This is a genomic window from Mesorhizobium sp. P2_C7, assembly GCF_056404515.1.
On record NZ_JBFUDW010000008.1, the window covers coordinates 278,074 to 297,943 of the forward strand.

Here is a 19,870-nt window from a genome sequence, read left to right on the forward strand (position 1 = left end):
CTACTCCTGCGGCCGGCCGGGTTCGAAGTATCGCCCGGGGAACTCGATGCCCATGGCGCGCAAATCCTCGAGAAAACGCGGCCGGATGCCAGTCGCCTCGTAGTGGCCGAGGATCTTGCCGTCGGCGTCCATGCCGGTGCGCACGAAGCGGAATATCTCCTGCATCTGGATGACATCGCCTTCCATGCCGGTCACTTCGGCGACGCTGGTCACCTTGCGGTTGCCGTCGGACAGGCGCGTCAGCTGCACGATAAGGTCGAGCGCGCTGGCGATCTGGCTGCGGATCGACTGCACCGTCATGGGCATGCCGGTCATGCCAAGCATCTGCTCGAGGCGCGAAATGGCGTCGCGCGGCGTGTTGGCATGGATGGTCGCCATCGACCCTTCGTGGCCGGTGTTCATCGCCTGCAGCATGTCGAAGGCCTCCTCGCCGCGGCACTCGCCGAGGATGACGCGGTCGGGGCGCATGCGCAGCGCGTTCTTGACCAGATCGCGCTGCTTCAGTTCGCCATGGCCTTCGATGTTGGCTGGACGCGTCTCCATGCGCGCGACATGCGGCTGCTGCAGCTGGAGCTCGGCCGCGTCCTCGATGGTGATCAGCCGCTCATCTTCAGGGATGAATGCCGACAGCGCGTTGAGCATGGTCGTCTTGCCGGTGCCGGTGCCGCCCGAAATGATCGTCGTCTTGCGGGCATGCACGGCCGCGGCCAGCACTTCGGCCATGTTCTGGGTGATGGCGCCGAACTCGACCAGCTTGTGCAGGCCGAGCTTGTTCTTGGAGAATTTGCGGATCGACACCAGCGGCCCGTCGACCGCAACCGGGCGGATGGCCGCGTTGAAACGCGAGCCGTCCAGCATGCGTGCGTCGACCATCGGCTGTGATTCGTCGACGCGGCGGCCGACCGCGGCGACGATCTTGTTGACGATGCGCAGCAGATGCGCCTCGTCCTTGAACGGAATATGGACCGGCTGCAGCTTGCCCTTCTTTTCGACAAAGCAGTTCTGGTGGCCGTTGATCAGGATGTCGTTGATGTCGGGATCCTTGAGCAACGGCTCCAGCGGACCGAGACCGACCATCTCGTCGACGATGTCGTCAACCAGCGCGTCAAGCTCGACGGTGTTGATCGCCATCCGCTCTTGCTTGGTCTTTTCCGACACGAAATCAAATACTTGCCGGCGCATCTCATCCTTGGGCAAACGCTCCAGCGCGACAAGGTTGATCTCCTCGAGCAGCAGCCGGTGGATACGCACGCGCGCATCGAGCACCTTGTTGGCATTCTTTGCAGGTGCGGCTTCCGGCTTTGCGGTCAAAGCCTTTCGGTTCGTCGGAATGACGACGGCATGATGCGCGACCGGCACCGGCTCGGCGGCGCGCTGCGGACGCGCATCGCGGTTCTGCAGGGTGGAAAAGCGGCTGGTCATCCGGCCTTCCTCTTCAGCAATCCCCGGCCCATGCCAAACAGCGAGCGCGATTTCGCCCGGGGTTGGACTGCTTCCTCCGGCAGGATGATCTTCTTCAGGTCGTTGACGACATTGGCGTTCGGGTCGATCTCGTGCAGCGGCACGCCCCGATCGACCGCCTCGCGCACCAGCCGGTAGTTGTTGGCAATGCCGCCGACGAAATGCTCGCCGAGGATTTCCTGGACGTCCGCCTGCTTGATGCCGTTGTCGAACATCTTCTGCTCGAAACGGTTGACGATGACGTTGGGCTTCACTTCCTTGCCGGCAGTCTCGTAGACCGCCTGGATCAGACGCTGCGTGTGGCGCAGGCACGGCACCGTCATTTCAGCGACGATGTAGAGTTTGTTGGAACCGAGCAGCACCGTTTCCGTCCATGGAAACCAGGTGCGCGGCATGTCGATGACGACATTGTCGAAATAGGCCGAAACGAGGTCCAGCATGCGCACCACGACATCGGTCTTGAACGAGCGCATTTCCGCCGGATGCGTCGGCGCCGCCAGCACGCAAAGCCCGCTGGCATGCTTCGACAGCATCACGTCGAGCAGTTGCCGGTCGAGGCGTTCGGGCTGGTTTTCGATTTCGGTGATGTCGAAGCGCGGTTCGAGGTCGAGATATTCGGCACAGGCGCCCTGCTGGAAATTGAGGTCGACCACGCAAGTCGAAGCGCCGCGCGTCACCGAGTGATGCAGCTGGAAGGCGGTCTGCAGCGCCAGCGTCGTGGTGCCGACGCCGCCGGCGGCCGGCATGAAGGTGTAGATCTGCGACTCGGTGTTTTCCTCGCGACCGGGCCCTTGCAGAGCCCGCACCACGGAGCGTACCAAGTCGGCGGTGGTGATCGGCTTGACCAGGAAATCGGCTACCTTGAGCTGTACCAGGATGCGCACCGCGGCGGCATTGAACTCCTGGGTGACGACGACGACCGGCACCTTGTCCTCCAGCCGGCGCATGATCCGCTGAAGCGACTCGACCTCCTCCAGCCTTGCCGCATCCATGTCGACGATGATGGCGCCGAAATCGGCCTCCTGGATCTCGCCGCGCAGCTCCGTGACATTCTTTTCCACTGTCGACAGCTGGATGACCTCGGAGGCGGCGAATGCGGTCCGCGTGTCCTGCACAAAGGTCCTGTCGGTCGATACCAGCAGAATCTTCCTGGTCTTGATGCCGTTTGCCATTCTGTCAGCCTGTCCGGTCGCCGCCTGTTGGATCAGTTGCCTGTCGTGGATTGCGACGCTTTCGCGCCGGCCGCCTGATCGGGAGTGATGGCCACCACGTCGCCGCGCTGGGCTGGAACAAGAAGTTTTGTGTTCTGGACACCGTATTTCCAGGGATCGACCATCTGCATGACGGTATCGGCGGCTTGCGCATTGCCAGCGGCCGGCGTCACCCCTTCGGTGCGCACATAGTCGTCGCTGGTGCAGCCGGCGGCGAAGCCGGCCAGCAGCAAGGCAATGCTCGATCTCAAAGCCAGGCGCATGGTTTCAGTCCTTCGGCAGGTCGAGGAAATGCCCGACCGTGGTAACGGCAGCCGGCTGCGCGACAGTGCCGCCGGCCATTGCCAATGCGCGATTGGTGTCGGACGTCTTCACTTCGTCGGTGTTGTTGAGAAAATAGTCGGCGTTGCTGGCCGCCTGCGTACCATCGGTCGGCACGATGAGTTTCTTCGACGGATCGACCGGCTTGACCAGATAGGGGGTGACGATCATGACCAGGTCGGTCTCGCGCCGCTGATAGGATTTCGACGAAAACAGCGCCCCAAGCACCGGCATTTTGCCAAGGCCGGGAATGCGCGAGGTGGTGATGTCGTTTTGCGACTGCAGCAATCCGGCAATCATGAAGCTCTGGCCATTCTTCAGGTCGACCGATGTCCTGGCGCGGCGCACGATGAAGCCGGGCACCGATATATTGCCGATATTGTAGGAGGCCGACGCGTCGATCGAAGAGACTTCCGGCGCGATGTCCAGGCTGACCAACCCGTCCTTCAGCACCGTCGGCGTGAAATCCAGGCTGACGCCATATTTTTTGTAGCTGACCGAGATCTTGCCGTTGTCTTCGGAGACCGGGATTGGAAATTCGCCGCCAGCGAGAAAGCTTGCCGTTTGGCCGGAACGGGCGATCAGGTTCGGTTCGGCCAACCGACGGGCCAGGCCGCGCTCTTCCAGCGCCTTGATGGCGATATCGATCGACACACCGTTCGACAGCAACCGGCCGATGATCTCGCCGGTCCCGGCCCCCGGCAGGGTACCCGGATCGATCGTGACGTCGCGCCCGCCGAGGCCGTAGGCGAAATTGGCGCTGTATTTGGCGCCGAGATCCTGACCCGCCTGGCGGTTGATCTCGACAAAGCGGACGTTGAGTTGGACTTGCTGCGACGACGAGATGTTGACCGAGTTGATCACCTCCTCGGCGCCGGAAAAACGCGTCGCGATCTTGTTTGCCTTTTCGGCGGCGACCGCGTCATCGGCCTCGCCCGACAGCACGACACGGCCATTGGCCGAGCCGACCTTGATCCTGGCGTCCGGCACGCTGGCGCGGATGGTGCTTGCCAATTGGTCGGTGTCGAGTGTCACCTCGATGTCGACGGTGCCGACGAGCCGCTTCTTCTCATCGAACAGCGCGATGCCGGTGGTGCCGAGGTTGTTGCCGAGCACGTAGAAAGATTTGTCGGTCAGCGGATTGACGTTGGCGATCTCCGGATCGCCGATGACGATCTGGTAGAAGGCAGCGCTGGTCATGATCGTCTTCGGCTTGCCCTTGGCCACCTTGATCGACGCATTCTTGGTCGTCGACACGTAGACGATGTCGTTGTCGGCCCTTGCCGAGGCGCCGAAGGCCAGCATCCCTGCGGCAGCCAGTGAAGCAGCCACAGCCACGGTGCGCAACACGCGCAACCGTCCCATGACCCGATATGCAATCAGCCCGAACATTGTCCCGTCCCTCACCCAGTCCCCACTGGTTTCTATTGCTGGTCCGGCGAAGGAACCTGGTATTCCTCTGCCTTCGTGCCGCGCGTCACGATGACCGTCTTGAATTTCGGTTTCTCCGGCTCTTTCGCCACGGCATTGAACAACGAACTGGCCGCGGCCTGCACGTTGGAGGCGACCGATCCGCCGAACGAAGAGATGGTGGTGACGCCGTTCTTGCCGTCATCGCCTTCGCTGGCGGAGCGGAGCGACAGCGACAGCGAGCCGACGGTGCGGGCAAGTGCCACTTTCTTCGCGCCTTCGGTGGTCACCTCGATGGTCACGGAATTGGCAATCTGCGGCGTGGTCTGGCGCTCGTCGGCGCCCTGCCCGACGCTCAGCACCTTGGCATCGGAGACGACGATTTCGGAGGTGATGGTCGAACCGGCGGCGCCTTGCGCGTTCTTGGCCACCTCCTGGATTTCGCCGGCATCGCGGGTCAGCACGACGTCAACCCGGTCGCCCGGTGTGACGAAGCCGCCGACACCTGCAATCTCGTCGGTGCGGATGGTCACCGCCCGCATTCCGGGCGTCAGCATGTTGGAGAGCGTCGCGCGGCCATTTGGCCCCGACAGCTTGGTGAGCAGCACCGGCTCGTTGACCTCGATCGGCGTCAGCACCACGCGATTGCCGTCGCCAAGCAATCCATCGATGGTCGGGAAGGCGCCCTGCGGCAGGGAATCCTGCGGCCAGGGAATTTCGCTGAGCTTTGTGCGGTCGAGCTCCATGCCATAGCGCAACGGAGCATTGGCCACCACGATGGTCTTGAACTCGATCTTGGGTGCAACTGGCGCGGGGATCGACGCCGTCTTCGCTTCGCTATCTGCCCTGGCCTGGCTCTTGACCCAGAAATCCGCGGCAAAGATCGATATCGCGCCAAAAACGGCGGCGATGCCGATCATCGATATGGCCTTGCCCCTCACGCCCGAAACCCCTGATGCCCGCAGTTTCTTGTTTTGTTGGGCTCATGCTAGGCGGCATTGTTAAAGAATCAGGAATCCAACGCGGTGGCATTTGACCTATTTCCGCCGGATTGGTTATCGAATGGTTCTGGGCTAGGACGGGCAATTCCCCGAACGGAACAGGAACCTCGGTCGCTTGGCGCTGAAAAGCGTGCCAGTATCGCGAGGTGATTCGCAGCATCGGACTCTATGGCAGGCATGGACGACAACAACGATCTTTTCGGCAATCTGGACAAGCAGCCGCAACCGGTCCGCACACCGGCGCGCCCGGCGGATCCGCTGGTGCAGGCGACCAGGCGTCCCGCCGCGACCAAGGATGGCAGCGAGGGCTATAGCGCCGCCGACATCGAGGTTCTGGAAGGGCTGGAGCCGGTGCGGCGCCGGCCGGGCATGTATATCGGCGGCACCGACGACAAGGCGATGCACCACCTGTTCGCCGAGGTCATCGACAATTCGATGGACGAGGCGGTTGCCGGCCATGCCACCTTCATTGATGTCGAGCTCTCCGCCGACGGCTATCTTGCCGTCACCGACAACGGCCGCGGCATCCCGGTCGATCCGCATCCGAAATTCAAGAAGCCGGCGCTCGAAGTGATCATGACGACGCTGCATTCGGGCGGCAAGTTCGACTCGAAGGTCTACGAGACATCAGGCGGCCTGCATGGCGTCGGCGTGTCGGTGGTCAACGCGCTGTCGGACCATCTCGAGGTCGAGGTCGCGCGGGGCCGCCAGCTTTATCGCCAGCGCTTTTCGCGCGGCGTCCCGGTAACCGGCCTGGAACAGCTGGGCGAGGTTCACAACCGGCGCGGCACAAAGATCCGCTTCCACCCCGACGAGCAGATTTTCGGCAAGGGCGCTGCGTTCGAGCCGGCGCGGCTCTACCGCATGACACGCTCGAAAGCCTATCTGTTCGGCGGCGTCGAAATCCGCTGGACCTGCGACCCGTCGCTGATCAAGGAAAAGGACCAGACGCCGGCCAAGGCCGAGTTCCATTTTCCCGGCGGCCTCAAGGACTATCTCAAGGCATCGCTCGGCGACGAATTCCAGGTGACGCGCGAAATCTTCGCCGGCAAGAGCGACAGGCAAGGCGGCCATGGCTCGCTCGAATGGGCGGTGACCTGGTTCGGCGGCGACGGCTTCATCAATTCCTACTGCAACACGATCCCGACCGGCGAAGGCGGCACCCACGAGGCCGGCTTCCGCAACGTGTTGACGCGCGGCCTGCGCGCCTATGCCGATCTCGTCGGCAACAAGCGCGCCTCGATCGTCACCTCGGAAGACGTCATGATCTCGGCGGCGGGCATGCTGTCGGTGTTCATCCGCGAGCCCGAATTCGTTGGCCAGACCAAGGACAGGCTGGCGACGATCGAGGCAATCCGCATTGTCGAGACCGCGATCCGCGATCCTTTCGACCATTGGCTGGCCGACAATCCGCAAGAAGCCTCGAAGCTGCTCGAATGGGTGATCGCGCGCGCCGACGAGAGGGTGCGCCGGCGCCAGGAAAAAGAAGTGTCGCGCAAGAGCGCGGTGCGCAAATTGCGGCTGCCGGGCAAGCTCGCCGACTGCACGCAGAATGCCGCGGCCGGCGCCGAACTGTTCATCGTCGAAGGCGACTCGGCCGGCGGCTCGGCCAAGCAGGCACGCGACCGTGCCAGCCAGGCCGTGTTACCGTTGCGCGGAAAAATCCTCAACGTCGCCAGCGCCGGCAATGACAAGCTTGCCGGCAACCAGCAGATTTCAGACCTGATCCAGGCGCTCGGCTGCGGCACGCGGTCGAAATACCGCGACGAGGATTTGCGCTACGACCGCGTCATCATCATGACCGACGCCGACGTCGACGGCGCCCACATCGCTTCACTGCTGATCACCTTCTTCTACCAGGAGATGCCGGCCCTGGTGCGTGGCGGCCATCTCTATCTGGCGGTGCCACCGCTCTACTCGATCCGGCAAGGCGGCAAGGTCGCCTATGCCCGTGACGATGCGCACAAGGACGAGCTTCTGCGCACCGAGTTCACCGGGCGCGGCAAGGTCGAACTTGGCCGCTTCAAAGGTCTGGGCGAGATGATGGCCGCGCAGCTCAAGGAAACCACCATGGATCCGAAAAAGCGCACGCTGCTTCGCATCGATGTCATCGACGCCGAGGCCGCCACCAAGGACGCGGTCGACGCGCTGATGGGCACCAAGCCTGAAGCCCGCTTCCGCTTCATCCAGGAACGCGCCGAATTCGCCGAGACGGAAGTGCTGGATATCTAGTCGCCAGCCGGTCCATAACAGGCTCGACTTGCGGAGACCGGCATGTGATCTGGGCGCGGCTGAAAGGCTATTTCGAGACCAGTTTGGCCGGGCTGACGCAACCGACGCGTTCGGACTGGATTTTCTCGCTGCGCACGGTTTCGGCCGGCCTGATCGCGCTTCTGGTCGCCTACGCCCTTGAGCTCGACCACCCGCAATGGGCCATGATGACGGTGTTCATCGTCGCCCAGCCCGTCGCCGGCATGGTGCTGGCGAAGGGCTTCTACCGGCTGTTCGGCACGCTTGCCGGCGGCATAGCGGCGATCGGCATCACCACGATCTTCGGCACCAGCCCCTGGGTGCTGGTGACGGTGCTTGCCGTCTGGATCGGCATCTGCACCTTCGTCTCGTCGCTGCTACGCAATCCCGAAGCCTATGGTGCCGCCCTTGCCGGCTACACCGCGATGATCATCGGCCTGCCTGCCTTCGGACAGCCGCACGTCGTCGTCGACCTCGCGGTCGCACGCTGTGCCGAAATCGTGCTCGGCATTGTCTGCGCCGGCCTGACCAGCCGGCTGATCCTGCCCAAACTGGCAAGCGACGCCATCATCTCACGGTTGAAACGCTGCATCCTCGATCTTGCCACTTATGCCGGCGGTGCATTCTCCGGCGGCGATCCGGCAATCCTGTCGGGCCTGCACCGAAAGCTGGTCGCCGATACCCAGACGCTTGGCGAGATGCGCGCCTATGCCAGGCTCGAAACGGCGAGCTTCGCGCCGCGCGCCCATCCGGTCCGGCGCACCATCGGGCAACTGCTCTCGGCCCTGTCGGCGGCGCGCGCGCTGCATTCGCACGCCGCCCCGAAGAACGCAGCACTAATTCCGGTGCGCTCGGAGTTGCAGGCCCTTGTCAGCGAACTGGCCGCCAAACCCGGCGCGCTGGACGACACCGCGCCCTGGGTGGCCCGGCTCGACGCGATCTCGGTCAAGGCCCGGCAAATGCCCGATGCCTCGACCGATCAGGGCGACGACAGGGTCGGCACCATCACCCGCCTCACCATCGCCGCCGATTTCGCCGAGGCGCTCAAGCAGGTGCTGCGCGGCCTCGACGCCTTGCGCGCGCCTGTTACCCGTCCTGCCCGGGGCAGCAGGCAACCCGCGCTGGTGGTGCACCGTGACTACGCCGGCGCATCGCGCAATGCGGTGCGCGCTGCTCTTGCCACCTTGCTGGTCACGGCCTTCTGGCTAACGACGAAATGGTCGGAAACCGCAGGCACGGTCATTCTCGTTGCCGTCGTGTCGAGCCTGTTTGCCGCTCGCCCCGACCCCGTGCAAGTGTCCTGGGGCTTCTTCAAGGGAACGCTGCTGGCGCTTCCCTTTGCCTTTCTCGTCGGTCAGGTCGCGTTGCCCGCTTTACCCGGCTTCGGCTGGTTCATGCTGCTTGTCGTGCCGATCCTGGTGCCGACGGCGCTCGCCATGGCCAATCCGCGCCATGTCGGCGTGGCGACGGCCTTCGCCATCAACTTCCTGGCCTTCCTCAGTCCGCACCAGGCGATGGCCTACGATCCCGCCCCGTTCTTCGCAGGTTCGGCGTCGGTCCTGGTCGGCATCCTGCTGGCTATCGGTGTCTTCATCCTCGTGCTGCCCGCCGATCCGTGGCTTGCGGCCAACCGCATCGTGCGCGCCATGCGCGAAGATCTGGCGCGGCTTTGCCTGCATGACCGCGTGCCGAGGCGTTCAGCCTTCGAGAGCCTCGCCTATGACCGCATCAACCAGCTGATGCCCCTGGTGCAGAATGCCGGCAGGAAAGGCGATGCGGTTCTGGGCGGCGGCGTCGCCGCCGTCACCGTCGGCTTGGAAGTCCTGCGGCTGCGCGACGCAAGCCAGGGCCATGCCATCCCATCCGAGACCGCGCTTTCGATCGCCAACTTTCTGAGGGGGCTGGCGCGGGAACTGCTCTTCCACGCACCCGGCGATCCGCAAACGTCGACCGTCGCCGTCGCCCGGCAGTATGCGACGAGCATAGCGCAGCGCAACGCCACCGGCGAGATGCTGCAGATCGCGGCATCGCTGCGCATCATTGCCGCAGCGATGGAAGATTTTCCTGATTTCTTCGCGAGGGATAAAGGCTAGGCCGCGGCGATCGCCAGCGCGTGCCCCCGCGCATTCTCACGCAGCGCATCGAGATGGATCGACTTGACCAGTGTGGCGAGATCGCTTTGCGCTGACTGTCCGCCCAATTCCTTCAGCATCAGCCAGCTGACCTCCTGAACGCCGGCGACACGCTTGCCGTTGGCCACCTCGCGCCAGATTTTCAGAGCGCGCAGGATGATGGCATGCGTGACGGCGGCAAGACCCGCGCTGCGAAACAGCGCCTGCAGAGCCACATCGTGCCCGCCAGCCAGCAGCGCCCTCACCCTTTGTTCGGATTGCTGGCTGAGCGCAACCAGCGCCGAGCCGAAGAAATCGACCTTGCCATGCGTGATGGTGCGGATGAGGAAGCTCGCAGTGAGATCGCCGCGCAGCCTGAGATGCTCGATCAGCGCCGGATGTTCTTCCTGGCGCGTGCCTTCGATCAGCGTCACCGAAGCCTTGACGCAGGCGTCGCGCATCACGCGATCGGCTCGCGCCGCGCCCATCAAGGCCATGACCAGCGGCGATGTTTTCAGCATCTCGCCGAGCTTGACGAGCAGCATGTGCCGGCAGTCGGCAGGCAGGCGAGCATCCGATATCAGGGCTTCGCGCACCAGGGGCAGATGGCCGTGGCGTTCGGCCATGCGGCGGAAGCTGAGCAAGGCGATGTCGGCGCCGCTGTTGGCGAGCAACACGGCGCAGGCTTCCGCCTCGCCGATCTCGGCGATGGCCGCCGACAATGCCATCGAGACGAACGGCCGGTCGGCGATCAATTTTTGCGTCACCTTCGGGCTGCTGGCCACGCGGTTGATCAGATCGGCGTCGGTAAGCAGCGGCGAACGTGCCAGCACCACGCCGGCGACTTCCGGCTGGTCGCAGGCCAGCGCGCTGATGATCTGCAACGGCGCGTGCTGGCTCATCGACAGCGCTTCGGCCATCGCCAGCCGCACTTTCGACGAAGCGTCGTCAAGCAACAGCGTCAGCGCCGCCTCGGCGGCGCAGCGGTCCTCGAAAGGCAGGTCGGAATTAACGTAGGCCCGAGCCAGCGCATTGGCCGCGGCGGCGCGCTCCGAGACCCTGGCGGTGCAAATCCATCTCAAAAAATGCGAAACAACCATTGCCGCCTGCTTACGCCCCTTGCCAGAACGCTCCTGGCCCCATGCAGACGGTAGGCAGAAAAGGTTTACGAACGGTTCACCATGTTCATTAACTGGCTTGCGAGCCCTGAATGCAGCGCCTATCAACCCCACAGGCAGTAGAGGAGCGGGATATGGCCGGGCTTTATTTGGAAGAGTTCGTCGTCGGCCATGTCTTCCAGCACACGCTGCGCAAGACCGTCACCGAGAGCGACAACATGCTGTTTTCGGTGATGACGCTGAACCCGCAGCCGCTGCATATCGACTTCGATTTTGCCGCCAGGAGCGAATGGGGCAAGCCGCTCGTCAACTCGCTGTTCACGCTCGGCCTGATGATCGGCATCTCGGTCAACGACATCACCGTCGGCACCACGGTCGCCAATCTCGGCATGAAGGAAACGGTGTTTCCGCACCCGGTCTTCCATGGCGATACCATCCGTGTCGAAACGACGGTGATTTCGGTGCGCGAATCCAAGTCGAAGCCCGACCGCGGCATCGTTGAATTCGAGCATCGGGCCTACAATCAGAACGGCGATCTCGTCGCCAAATGCACGAGGCAAGCGATGATGCTGAAGAAGGCGGGCTGATGCGTTCGCTGCTGTTCGTCCCCGGTGATTCCGAGCGGAAGCTGGAAAAGGGTTTCGGCGCCGGCGCCGACGTGGTCATCGTCGATCTTGAGGATTCCGTGGCGCCGCACAACAAGGCGCTAGCGCGCGAAATCGCGGCGCGCTTCATCGCCGAACGCAGGGCGCAAACCGGCTCAGTGATCTATGTGCGCGTCAACGATCTGTCGACCGGCATGACGGATGACGATCTGGCTGCTGTTGTTTCGGCCGGGCCCGACGGCATTATGCTGCCAAAATCGAACAGCGGCCTGGATGTGCAGCATCTCTCGGCAAAGCTCAGGGTTCACGAGGCCGAAAGTGGCCTTGCCGACGGCGCGATCAAAATCCTTCCGATCATTACCGAAACCCCGGCAGGCGTGCTGGCGGCGGCCACCTATGCCGGGACAAGCGCACGGCTTGCCGGTCTCACCTGGGGCGCCGAGGATCTGTCGGCGGCAATCGGCGCGCGCACGGCCCGCGACGAGCGCGGCGGCTACACCGACGTGTTCCGCCTGGCCCGCACCATGACCATCCTTGCCGCGGGTGCGGCGGAGGTTGCGGCGATCGACACCGTCTTCCCGAATTTTCGCGATATGGCGGCCTTCGAAGCGGAATGCGCCGAGGCCGAACGCGACGGCTTCACCGGCAAGATGGCGATCCACCCCGATCAGGTGCCCGTCATCAACGCCGCTTTCACGCCTTCGGCCGAAGCCTTGAGACAATCGGCGGCAATCGTCGCGGCTTTCGCGGCTGCGGGAAATCCCGGCGTCGTCGGCATCGACGGCAAGATGGTCGACCGCCCGCATCTGCGACTGGCCGAAAGGCTTCTGGCGCGGGCCAAGGCGGCCGGGATTTCAGCCTAGTCCTTGTTCCAGCGCGGCCGACGCATCGGAAACACCTCGTTGACGCTCGCATAGTCCATGTAGCCGAGACGAGCGACATTGCCGGCCTTGGTGATATCGAACAGGCCATCCGTCAGGAAGGCATCGTCGATGTACACGCCGACCACTTCGCCGGCGACGACGACAGCGCTCGTCGCCGATCCGTCCAGCGCCTTTGGGCGAAAGACTTCCGTCACCCGGCATTCGAGCGCGGCTGGTGCTGCCGCCACGCGCGGCGGCGCGACGAGGCGTGACGGCGCCATGGCAAGCTCTGCATAGGCGAACTCATTGACGCCGCGCGGCGCGTCGACGGACGTGCGGTTCATCTTTTCCGCGAGATCGCGGCTGACCAGATTGGCGACAAACTCGCCGGTTTCCTGCGCGAAGGTGGCGCTGTCCTTTTCACCTTCGGAGGAAAACCAGACGATGAAGGGCCGCGTCGAAACGGCATTGAAGAACGAGTATGGCGCGAGATTGATCTCGCCGGCCCCGTTCAGCGTCGATATCCAGCCGATCGGACGCGGCGCCACGATCGCCTTGGAAGGATCGTGCGGCAGCCCGTGGCCCTTTGAAGGTTCGTAGAACATTTCAGCCCGCCCACGGCCCCGAATAATCGGCATAGAGCTTCGCCGGATCGGGCCGGGGCCGCTCCGGCGCCGGGCCGGAATAGGAGCCGATATGGACGAAGCCAATGACACGCTCCTGCGGCGCCAGCCCCAGCAGCGCCCTACCCTCGGGCACATCCGAATACCAGTTGCTGATCATATTGGTACCATAGCCCAAAGCATTGGCTGACATCATCAGGTTCATCGCCGCCATGCCGCCCGACAGGAACATCTCCCATTGCGGGATCTTTGGATTCTCCCTGGGGATCGACACCACGCCGATTACCAAAGGCGCACGCGAGAACCGCGCCAGTTCCTGGTTGCGGCGGCCTTCCGGCAACGGCCCCTCCCGCTGCTCGGCAAGTGCTGCCAGTTGCCTGCCGATCTCGACGCGGGCGTCACCGCGATAGAGGATGAAGCGCCAGGGTTCCAGCCTGCCATGGTCGGGTACCCGCGAGGCAGCAGTGATCATCGTCGCGATCTCCGCATCGCTCGGCGCCGGCTCCTTCAAATCGGGGATCGGTGCAGAGTTTCGGGTCAGCAGGAAGTCGATGATCGGCGACGCCATGGGCGCAAGTCTCCTAAAACATTCTGTTTTGAGCTGGAGCGCACCATCGGGAATTCGGGCGGCTCGGGCAATAGCGCGGGGCGCGCCGGACGGAAGAGTCGTATCGGTTGGACTCTTAAGCCTTGAAATTGCCACCGCCATGGGCTTCAACGCAAGGCATGTTTGAGGGGACACTGCGTCTTTTCCTGGTCTGGTTGGTCGCCTTGCTGTTCATGGCGCCGGTTTCGCTCGCCATGGCACAGACCGCGGATGGCGTTAGCAATCTCAAGCTTCCCGGAATTTCGAGCTACGCGACGCCGAAAGGCGAGAGGTCGCTGGCGCTCGGCAGCGGCGGCGCCATTACCCTGTCCGCCCAATTGACAGACAAGGGCGCCGACATCACCCGCGGCATCGTCTGGCGCGTCTTCAAGCCCGAGGCCGTCAACGGCAAATTGCCGATGGTCGCCTCCGCGCATGGCGGCACCGCTGTCTTCCAGCTCGAACCCGGCAGTTACCTGGTTCATGCCTCCTATGGCCGGGCCGGCGCCACCAAACGCATCACCGTTGTCGGCAAGGACGCCAAGCGCGAAAGCCTCGTGCTCGACGCCGGCGGCCTCAAGCTCGACGCTGTTCTGTCCGGTGGGGTGCGCATTCCACCGAAGAACCTGCGCTTCTCGATCTACGAAGGCACCGCTGCGCCGAATGGCGAGCGCGCGCTGATCATACCCGATGTCGAACCCAACAGCGTCGTGCGGCTCAACGCCGGCACCTACCATGTCGTCTCGACCTATGGCGCGGTCAACGCGGTCATCCGCTCCGACATCCGCGTCGAGGCCGGCAAGCTGACCGAAGCCACCGTCGAGCATCATGCCGCCGAGATCACGATGAAGCTGGTGCGCGAAACCGGTGGCGAGGCGATCGCCGACACGTCCTGGTCGCTGCTCAACGAATCCGGCGATCCGATCAAGGAATCCGTCGGCGCCTTCGCCTCGATGGTGCTCGCCGAGGGCGACTACACCATCATCGCCAAGAACCGCGACCGCATCTACCAGAAGGATTTTACGGTCGTTGCCGGACAGAACCAGGAAATCGAGGTTCTGGCCACCGAGGCCGCGGCGATTGATCCTGAAGAAGGTGCTGATTAACCTTCCGCCGCGGGCTTGCCGACTTCAGGCCGCCAGCTTGGTCCGTGCCGGCAGGAACGGAAGCCGGCGACGCGCCACGATTGGCGCCAGGTCGAACACGCCGCGATAAAGGCGGTCGAGCAATGCCTTGCGGTCGCGCAGTGGCTCCAGCTCGCTCCAGCTCAGCACATCACCGACGCGCACCTCGATCGCCTTGCCGGACAATCGCGCGAATTCGCGGATGAGCAGCGAGGTGCGCAGCGTCAGCGACGCCTTGCCGACAAATTTCGCCAGGCGGCCATCGCTCTCGGCCATGTTCATCGGGCCGCTGACCAGATGGAACAGCCGGCCGTTCTGCCCGGAAAAATGCATGGGAATCACAGACGCCTTGGCGTCCTGGACGAGACGGGCCGGAAACATCTTCCACGGCAGGTCGCGCGCCCGGCCAAAGCCCTTCGGCGCGGTGGCGACGCCGCCGGCCGGAAACACCACGATGGTGACGCCCTCTTTCAAAAGCCGCACCGCCTCGTGGCGCACGGCCATGTTGTTCTTCAGCGCGTCCTTGGTCTCTGAAAAGTCGATCGGCAGCGAATAGGGCTCCATCTCGCGGATCTTGAGCAGATCCTTGTGGATCATCACCCGGAACGGCCGCCCCAGCTGCTCTGCCAGCGACAGCACGGCGATGCCGTCGCCGATGCCGAACGGATGGTTGGCGACGATCACCAGCGGTGTATCCGGCAATTGCGCGGGCGGCCATTGATCCGCTGTCCGCACCCGGACGTCGATCAGGTCGAGCATGCGGCTGAAAACGCGCTCGCCGGTCGGCACGACCTGGCGGCGCCAGAAATCATAAAGCGCGGTGTAGCGGTCGCGGCCCGACAGGCCTTCGACCGAATGAATGAACCAGCGCGTCAGCGCCGGCTGGCGCGGATTGGCATAGGAAAGCTCGGGAAAGGACCGTTCGCGCAATTTCAGCTTGAGCATAAGGGCTCGTTACAAGGTTGGCGTGACAGGGATATGAAAATGGCGGTGGATCGCTCCACCGCCATGTCGTCTGGACCACGCAAATCAGGCAGCGCGCTTGCGCCTGCGGTCCGGCGTGACCGCTTCTTCAGTCAATTGCGCGATCGCTTGGGCGAGGCCGAGCGATTCCTGGTCGCGCGAGCCCAGCCGGCGCATGTTGACCGTCTGCTCCTCCGCCTCGCGCTTGCCGCAGACGAGGATCACCGGAACCTTGGCCAGCGAGTGTTCGCGGACCTTGTAGTTGATCTTCTCGTTGCGCAAATCCGCTTCCGCCAACAATCCGGCGGCCTTGAGCTTTGCCACCACCTCGGTCGCATAATCGTCGGCGTCCGACGTGATCGTCGCCACCACCACCTGCAGCGGGGCGAACCACAGCGGGAAATGACCGGAATAGTTCTCGATCAGGATGCCGAGAAAGCGCTCCATCGACCCGCAGATGGCGCGATGCACCATGACAGGTTGCTTCTTCTCCGAATCCGAGCCGATGTAGAAGGCGCCAAAACGCTCCGGCAGGTTGAAGTCGACCTGCGTCGTGCCGCACTGCCATTCGCGGCCGATGGCATCCTTAAGCACATACTCGAATTTCGGCCCGTAGAAGGCGCCCTCGCCCGGGTTGATCGAGGTCTTGATGCGATTGCCGGACTGCGTCCTGATCGTCTCCAGCACGCTGCCCATGATCGCCTCGGCGTGGTCCCACGCCTCGTCGGTGCCGACGCGCTTGTCGGGCCGCGTCGACAGCTTGACGCTGATCTCGTCGAAACCGAAATCGGCATAGGTCGACAGGATCAGATCGTTGATGCGCAGGCACTCCGACGCCAGCTGTTCCTCGGTGCAGAAGATATGCGCATCGTCCTGCGTGAAGCCGCGCACGCGCATCAGCCCATGCAGCGCGCCGGATGGCTCGTAGCGATGCACATTGCCGAATTCCGCAAGTTTTACGGGCAGATCGCGATAAGACTTCAACCCATGCTTGAAAATCTGCACATGGCCCGGACAGTTCATCGGCTTCAGTGCGAAGACGCGGTCGTCGTCGGTATCGTCACCGGCAACCGTGACCTTGAACATGGCGTCGCGGTACCAGCCCCAGTGGCCAGAGGTCTCCCACAGGCTCTTGTCGAGCACCTGCGGCGCGTTGACCTCCTGATAGCCCTGTTCGTCGAGCCGGCGCCGCATGTAGTTGACCAGGTTCTGGAACATCTTCCAGCCCTTGGCGTGCCAGAAGACGACGCCCGGCCCCTCTTCCTGGAAATGAAACAGGTCCATCTCGCGGCCGAGTTTCCGGTGGTCGCGCTTCTCCGCCTCCTCCAGCATCGTCTGGTAGGCCTCGAGCTGCGCCTGGTCGGCCCAGGCCGTGCCGTAGATGCGCGTCAGCATCGGGTTGTTGCTGTCTCCGCGCCAATAGGCGCCGGCCACCTTCATCAGCTTGAAGGCATTGCCGATCTGCCCCGTCGAGGCCATGTGCGGCCCACGGCAGAGGTCGAACCAATCGCCTTGCGCATAGATCTTGAGATCCTGGTCCTCGGGAATGGCGTCGATCAGTTCCAGCTTGTAGCGCTCGCCCTTGTCGGCAAACACTTTTTTCGCCTTGTCGCGCGACCAGACTTCCTTGGTGAACGGCTTGTTGCGCGCAATGATCTCGCGCATCTTCTTCTCGATCACCGGGAAATCGTCGGGCGTGAAAGGCTCGTTGCGGGCGAAATCATAATAGAAGCCGTTCTCGATCACCGGGCCGATGGTCACCTGCGTCCCCGGCCACAATTCCTGCACGGCTTCCGCCAGCACATGTGCGGTGTCATGGCGGATGAGCTCCAGTGCGCGCGGATCGTCGCGGGTGACGATCTCGACCTTGCCGGACTTGCCCAGCGGATCACTGAGGTCGCGCACGACGCCGTCGATGCTGTAGGCGACCGCCTTCTTGGCCAGCGATTTCGAGATCGACTCGGCAAGCCCGGCACCGGTCATCGCCGCGTCATATTCGCGGACGGAGCCATCAGGAAATGTCAGGGAAACGGAATTCAGCATGTGGTTCTCCTATCCAGTCCCGCAAACGAGCGCGGGTGGTCAACTGCATGTCGTTCAGAGTGTGCAACGCTTTGGGCGACATGCATGGGGGTAAAGCCGGATGCGTCCGGCGGCGGGCGGGTTTTAGAGGCAGCGCCGCGCCAGGTAAAGAGCGCTGATTGACCTGGCCGTCAGGAAATGTCGCCAGCGATGTCGCAGGCCGATCCGCAAGGCTTGCGAACATCGCCGGCATGGTCTGGAATCCGCGGCATGGAAGACACATCCCCCAGCCGAACCGCCCTGCGCGTCGCGCGCTTGAGGGCTCTCCATCAGATTTCACCAGAGGCGGCACTGTTTCGCGACCCATACGCCATTGCGATCCTCGGTGAAGGCGCTCCCGTCGAGCAACAGCTTGCGCAAGAGGACACCCACAGCCAGCGTATGCGCCTGTTCGTGGCGGCGCGTGCCCGCATTGCCGAGGATTGGCTGGCGGCGGCGGTGCGTCGTGGCATCCGCCAGCTCGTCGTGCTCGGTGCCGGCCTCGACACGTTTTCGCTGCGCAATCCGTACCCGGATCTCTTGGTGTTCGAGGTCGATCATCCGGCAACCCAAGCCTGGAAGCGCAGGTGCATCGCCGATGCCAGTCTTGCCGAACCGCCCACCACCACATTCGTGCCGGTCAATTTCGAGCGGCAGCGTCTGTCCGAGGAACTGGCATCGGCCGGACTGAAATCGAACGAACCAAGCTTCTTCATTTGGCTGGGGGTCGTGCCATACCTGACGAAAGACGCGATCTTCAGCACGCTGTCCTACATCGCCACCACCCCGGGTTCGGAGGTGGTGTTCGACTACAGCGAACCGTATGAGAATCGCGATGCGGCCGGACAGGCCGCCCTGGCTTTCTATGCGGCGCGCGTCGCTTCTGTCGGCGAGCCGTGGATCAGCTTCTTCTTCCCCGGCGAACTGGCGAAATCACTCTCCGGTCTCGGATTCGATGAAATCGAAGATCTCGAAAGCAGCGATATCGCCGCCCGCTTTTCCAGGGCACCAAGGCGAGCGCCAACCAACTCCGGCGGCCACATCATCCGCGCGCGTCGATCAGCGACAGCGGCCCCCTGAACGTCGAAGCCGGGCTGAACCTCTGATTGCACACACCATCCTGGTGAAGCGTCTTGCCGCTCGCGGCGTCGAGGATCAGCGTACACTGCACGTCCCCAAGCGGCGCCGATTGCGCGCGCAGCGGAAATCCCAGCAGCCAGGCGAGCAGGAACAGGATTCCGGCAAGGATGAAGGGAAGACGGTCGAAATTACGCATTTGATGCTCGCTCCAGAGGGGTTCGCAAGCGGCTTAGCGAGGTCTCTTGTCTCGATTTTGTCTCAAATGCGCAGTGTTTGTGCAGCTTCGCGTTAACCCTACCGGATCGTAAACACAAAGCTTGGCAGCTCGATCAGCCCTGCGCCCGGCCGCGCTTGTTGCCGATCCGCCAATACCGCCAGGGTGCGAACCAGACGTAGCGATCCGCCAGCACCTCCGGCACAAGGTCGATGCCATGCGTCCCGAAGGGCCCACAGCGCAGCACCCGGAAAAATCCCATCCAGCCGCCGGCCCACAGGCCATGGCGGGCGATCGCCTCATGCGCATATTCGGAACAGGTCGGCAGATGCCGGCAGGAATTGCCGACGAAGCCCGACAGCGTCAGCTGGTACAGGTGTACAAGCGACGTTCCCAGGAGCCGGCCGGGCGTCTTGCGCCACGGACCGGGCCAGTTGCGGCCGCGCTTTGGCGGTCCGGCGATACGCCCATGCTGGTGACCCACCTCAGTCTCCGCTCCAGAGCATGATCCCGAAAGTGGAACCGGTTTCCTCTGACAAACGGAAACCGTTTGTCCAGGGACCATGCTCGATACAATCGCGTTTCCCACGCGATAGATGTGGGCTTCGGCTGGAGAACGCAATCCCTTCTGCCCACTCGCCATGCCATCAGGGTCGGGAACGGGGAAACGGCTGCCGGCCGGCCGAAGGCGCCCACCGATCAGGACTGACCGGCTCCTCGCAGCGCTTTGCATGCCGTCTGTCGTCACGCCATTGAAACGTTACGATCCGCATGACATCGCCGAAGATGCTCAGGATCTGGATCATGACCGTGTCTCCTTTGACACGGATTAGACCGCCGCTGGCCTTCGCCTTCAAACGAGTATAAT

The 19,870-nt window shown here is 63.4% G+C and carries 18 protein-coding genes and 1 pseudogene; 6 read left to right on the plus strand and 13 right to left on the minus strand.

Features of this window, described 5'->3' with window-relative positions:
• The 5 genes from AC1D2G_RS19060 to cpaB are packed head-to-tail and all read right to left on the minus strand — an operon-like array spanning position 1 to position 5,344.
• Positions 1-1,422: a CpaF family protein gene (locus AC1D2G_RS19060; RefSeq protein ID WP_477415902.1), complete on the minus strand. Its 1,422-nt coding sequence runs from the start codon at positions 1,420-1,422 to the stop codon at positions 1-3.
• Entirely contained in the window at positions 1,419-2,633 is a 1,215-nt protein-coding gene (locus AC1D2G_RS19065; RefSeq protein ID WP_477289049.1) for a CpaE/TadZ family protein, read from the minus strand. Before AC1D2G_RS19065 ends, AC1D2G_RS19060 begins: the two co-directional genes overlap by 4 nt.
• Positions 2,634-2,665: 32 nt before the next feature.
• Entirely contained in the window at positions 2,666-2,935 is a 270-nt protein-coding gene (locus tag AC1D2G_RS19070) for a hypothetical protein (RefSeq protein ID WP_477415904.1), read from the minus strand.
• 4 nt (positions 2,936-2,939) lie between these two features.
• The gene (locus AC1D2G_RS19075; protein ID WP_477415906.1) at positions 2,940-4,385 is read right to left on the minus strand and encodes a type II and III secretion system protein family protein; all 1,446 of its coding nucleotides are present in this window, start codon (positions 4,383-4,385) and stop codon (positions 2,940-2,942) included.
• A gap of 32 nt (positions 4,386-4,417) precedes the next feature.
• Entirely contained in the window at positions 4,418-5,344 is a 927-nt protein-coding gene (gene cpaB, locus AC1D2G_RS19080) for a Flp pilus assembly protein CpaB (protein ID WP_245331172.1), read from the minus strand.
• Between the two features lie 237 nt (positions 5,345-5,581).
• Between cpaB and parE the strand changes: the two genes are divergently transcribed.
• Together parE and AC1D2G_RS19090 are read left to right on the plus strand one after the other, a co-directional pair.
• Positions 5,582-7,636 (plus strand): DNA topoisomerase IV subunit B, encoded by a 2,055-nt coding sequence (parE, locus tag AC1D2G_RS19085; protein ID WP_457151893.1) that lies wholly within the window; start codon positions 5,582-5,584, stop codon positions 7,634-7,636.
• A gap of 44 nt (positions 7,637-7,680) precedes the next feature.
• Positions 7,681-9,747, plus strand: coding sequence for an FUSC family protein (locus AC1D2G_RS19090; protein WP_477415908.1), 2,067 nt, complete (start codon positions 7,681-7,683; stop codon positions 9,745-9,747).
• Here the strand turns inward: AC1D2G_RS19090 and AC1D2G_RS19095 are convergent.
• On the minus strand, positions 9,744-10,865 hold the full coding sequence (locus AC1D2G_RS19095; protein WP_095087870.1) for a DUF2336 domain-containing protein: 1,122 nt from the start codon (positions 10,863-10,865) through the stop codon (positions 9,744-9,746). The two genes, AC1D2G_RS19090 and AC1D2G_RS19095, sit on opposite strands and share 4 nt — an antisense overlap.
• A 152-nt stretch (positions 10,866-11,017) precedes the next feature.
• Between AC1D2G_RS19095 and AC1D2G_RS19100 the strand changes: the two genes are divergently transcribed.
• Positions 11,018-11,470 carry a MaoC family dehydratase gene (locus AC1D2G_RS19100; RefSeq protein ID WP_477415910.1) on the plus strand — a complete coding sequence of 151 codons (453 nt, stop codon included), beginning with the start codon at positions 11,018-11,020 and terminating at the stop codon, positions 11,468-11,470.
• Positions 11,470-12,351, plus strand: a complete 882-nt coding sequence (locus AC1D2G_RS19105) for an HpcH/HpaI aldolase/citrate lyase family protein (protein ID WP_477415912.1) — start codon at positions 11,470-11,472, stop codon at positions 12,349-12,351. The genes AC1D2G_RS19100 and AC1D2G_RS19105 overlap by 1 nt, the downstream gene beginning before the upstream one ends.
• On the opposite strand, the gene AC1D2G_RS19110 is transcribed toward AC1D2G_RS19105, so the two are convergent.
• Both AC1D2G_RS19110 and AC1D2G_RS19115 read right to left on the minus strand, forming a co-directional pair.
• On the minus strand, positions 12,348-12,956 hold the full coding sequence (locus tag AC1D2G_RS19110) for a flavin reductase family protein (protein ID WP_095087866.1): 609 nt from the start codon (positions 12,954-12,956) through the stop codon (positions 12,348-12,350). The two genes, AC1D2G_RS19105 and AC1D2G_RS19110, sit on opposite strands and share 4 nt — an antisense overlap.
• Position 12,957: 1 nt before the next feature.
• The gene (locus AC1D2G_RS19115; RefSeq protein ID WP_477227366.1) at positions 12,958-13,542 is read right to left on the minus strand and encodes a nitroreductase family protein; all 585 of its coding nucleotides are present in this window, start codon (positions 13,540-13,542) and stop codon (positions 12,958-12,960) included.
• Between the two features lie 158 nt (positions 13,543-13,700).
• On the opposite strand from AC1D2G_RS19115, the gene AC1D2G_RS19120 reads away from it, so the two are divergent.
• The gene (locus tag AC1D2G_RS19120; RefSeq protein ID WP_457151898.1) at positions 13,701-14,666 is read left to right on the plus strand and encodes a hypothetical protein; all 966 of its coding nucleotides are present in this window, start codon (positions 13,701-13,703) and stop codon (positions 14,664-14,666) included.
• A gap of 24 nt (positions 14,667-14,690) precedes the next feature.
• Here the strand turns inward: AC1D2G_RS19120 and AC1D2G_RS19125 are convergent, their stop codons facing one another.
• Together AC1D2G_RS19125 and thrS are read right to left on the minus strand one after the other, a co-directional pair.
• A complete protein-coding gene (locus tag AC1D2G_RS19125) occupies positions 14,691-15,629 on the minus strand; it encodes a lysophospholipid acyltransferase family protein (RefSeq protein WP_095087860.1) in 939 nt (312 codons plus the stop codon).
• Positions 15,630-15,713: 84 nt separating this feature from the next.
• The gene (thrS, locus tag AC1D2G_RS19130) at positions 15,714-17,690 is read right to left on the minus strand and encodes a threonine--tRNA ligase (protein WP_477415914.1); all 1,977 of its coding nucleotides are present in this window, start codon (positions 17,688-17,690) and stop codon (positions 15,714-15,716) included.
• 249 nt (positions 17,691-17,939) lie between these two features.
• Between thrS and AC1D2G_RS19135 the strand changes: the two genes are divergently transcribed.
• A complete protein-coding gene (locus AC1D2G_RS19135) occupies positions 17,940-18,788 on the plus strand; it encodes an SAM-dependent methyltransferase (RefSeq protein WP_477415916.1) in 849 nt (282 codons plus the stop codon).
• Here the strand turns inward: AC1D2G_RS19135 and AC1D2G_RS19140 are convergent.
• The 3 genes and pseudogenes from AC1D2G_RS19140 to AC1D2G_RS19150 all read right to left on the minus strand — a co-directional run.
• Positions 18,766-18,984, minus strand: a pseudogene (locus AC1D2G_RS19140) (class D beta-lactamase); the annotation flags it as partial. The gene AC1D2G_RS19135 and the pseudogene AC1D2G_RS19140 overlap by 23 nt on opposite strands.
• 133 nt (positions 18,985-19,117) lie before the next feature.
• Complete coding sequence (yidD, locus tag AC1D2G_RS19145; RefSeq protein ID WP_477415918.1) at positions 19,118-19,486, minus strand: membrane protein insertion efficiency factor YidD; 369 nt, start codon at positions 19,484-19,486, stop codon at positions 19,118-19,120.
• A 163-nt stretch (positions 19,487-19,649) separates the two neighbouring features.
• Positions 19,650-19,808 carry a hypothetical protein gene (locus AC1D2G_RS19150; protein ID WP_477415920.1) on the minus strand — a complete coding sequence of 53 codons (159 nt, stop codon included), beginning with the start codon at positions 19,806-19,808 and terminating at the stop codon, positions 19,650-19,652.
• Positions 19,809-19,870 lie beyond the last annotated feature (62 nt).

Coding starts and splice junctions, on each gene's coding strand:
- AC1D2G_RS19125 (WP_095087860.1), bottom strand. CDS start 15,629: ATGCTCAAGCTGAAATTGCGCGAACGGTCCTTTCCCGAGCTTTCCTAT.
- AC1D2G_RS19065 (WP_477289049.1), bottom strand. CDS start 2,633: ATGGCAAACGGCATCAAGACCAGGAAGATTCTGCTGGTATCGACCGAC.
- AC1D2G_RS19060 (WP_477415902.1), bottom strand. CDS start 1,422: ATGACCAGCCGCTTTTCCACCCTGCAGAACCGCGATGCGCGTCCGCAG.
- AC1D2G_RS19100 (WP_477415910.1), top strand. CDS start 11,018: ATGGCCGGGCTTTATTTGGAAGAGTTCGTCGTCGGCCATGTCTTCCAG.
- AC1D2G_RS19070 (WP_477415904.1), bottom strand. CDS start 2,935: ATGCGCCTGGCTTTGAGATCGAGCATTGCCTTGCTGCTGGCCGGCTTC.
- thrS (WP_477415914.1), bottom strand. CDS start 17,690: ATGCTGAATTCCGTTTCCCTGACATTTCCTGATGGCTCCGTCCGCGAA.
- AC1D2G_RS19105 (WP_477415912.1), top strand. CDS start 11,470: ATGCGTTCGCTGCTGTTCGTCCCCGGTGATTCCGAGCGGAAGCTGGAA.
- AC1D2G_RS19135 (WP_477415916.1), top strand. CDS start 17,940: ATGGAAGACACATCCCCCAGCCGAACCGCCCTGCGCGTCGCGCGCTTG.
- AC1D2G_RS19075 (WP_477415906.1), bottom strand. CDS start 4,385: ATGTTCGGGCTGATTGCATATCGGGTCATGGGACGGTTGCGCGTGTTG.
- AC1D2G_RS19095 (WP_095087870.1), bottom strand. CDS start 10,865: ATGGTTGTTTCGCATTTTTTGAGATGGATTTGCACCGCCAGGGTCTCG.
- parE (WP_457151893.1), top strand. CDS start 5,582: ATGGACGACAACAACGATCTTTTCGGCAATCTGGACAAGCAGCCGCAA.
- AC1D2G_RS19150 (WP_477415920.1), bottom strand. CDS start 19,808: ATGATCCAGATCCTGAGCATCTTCGGCGATGTCATGCGGATCGTAACG.
- AC1D2G_RS19120 (WP_457151898.1), top strand. CDS start 13,701: ATGTTTGAGGGGACACTGCGTCTTTTCCTGGTCTGGTTGGTCGCCTTG.
- AC1D2G_RS19115 (WP_477227366.1), bottom strand. CDS start 13,542: ATGGCGTCGCCGATCATCGACTTCCTGCTGACCCGAAACTCTGCACCG.
- AC1D2G_RS19110 (WP_095087866.1), bottom strand. CDS start 12,956: ATGTTCTACGAACCTTCAAAGGGCCACGGGCTGCCGCACGATCCTTCC.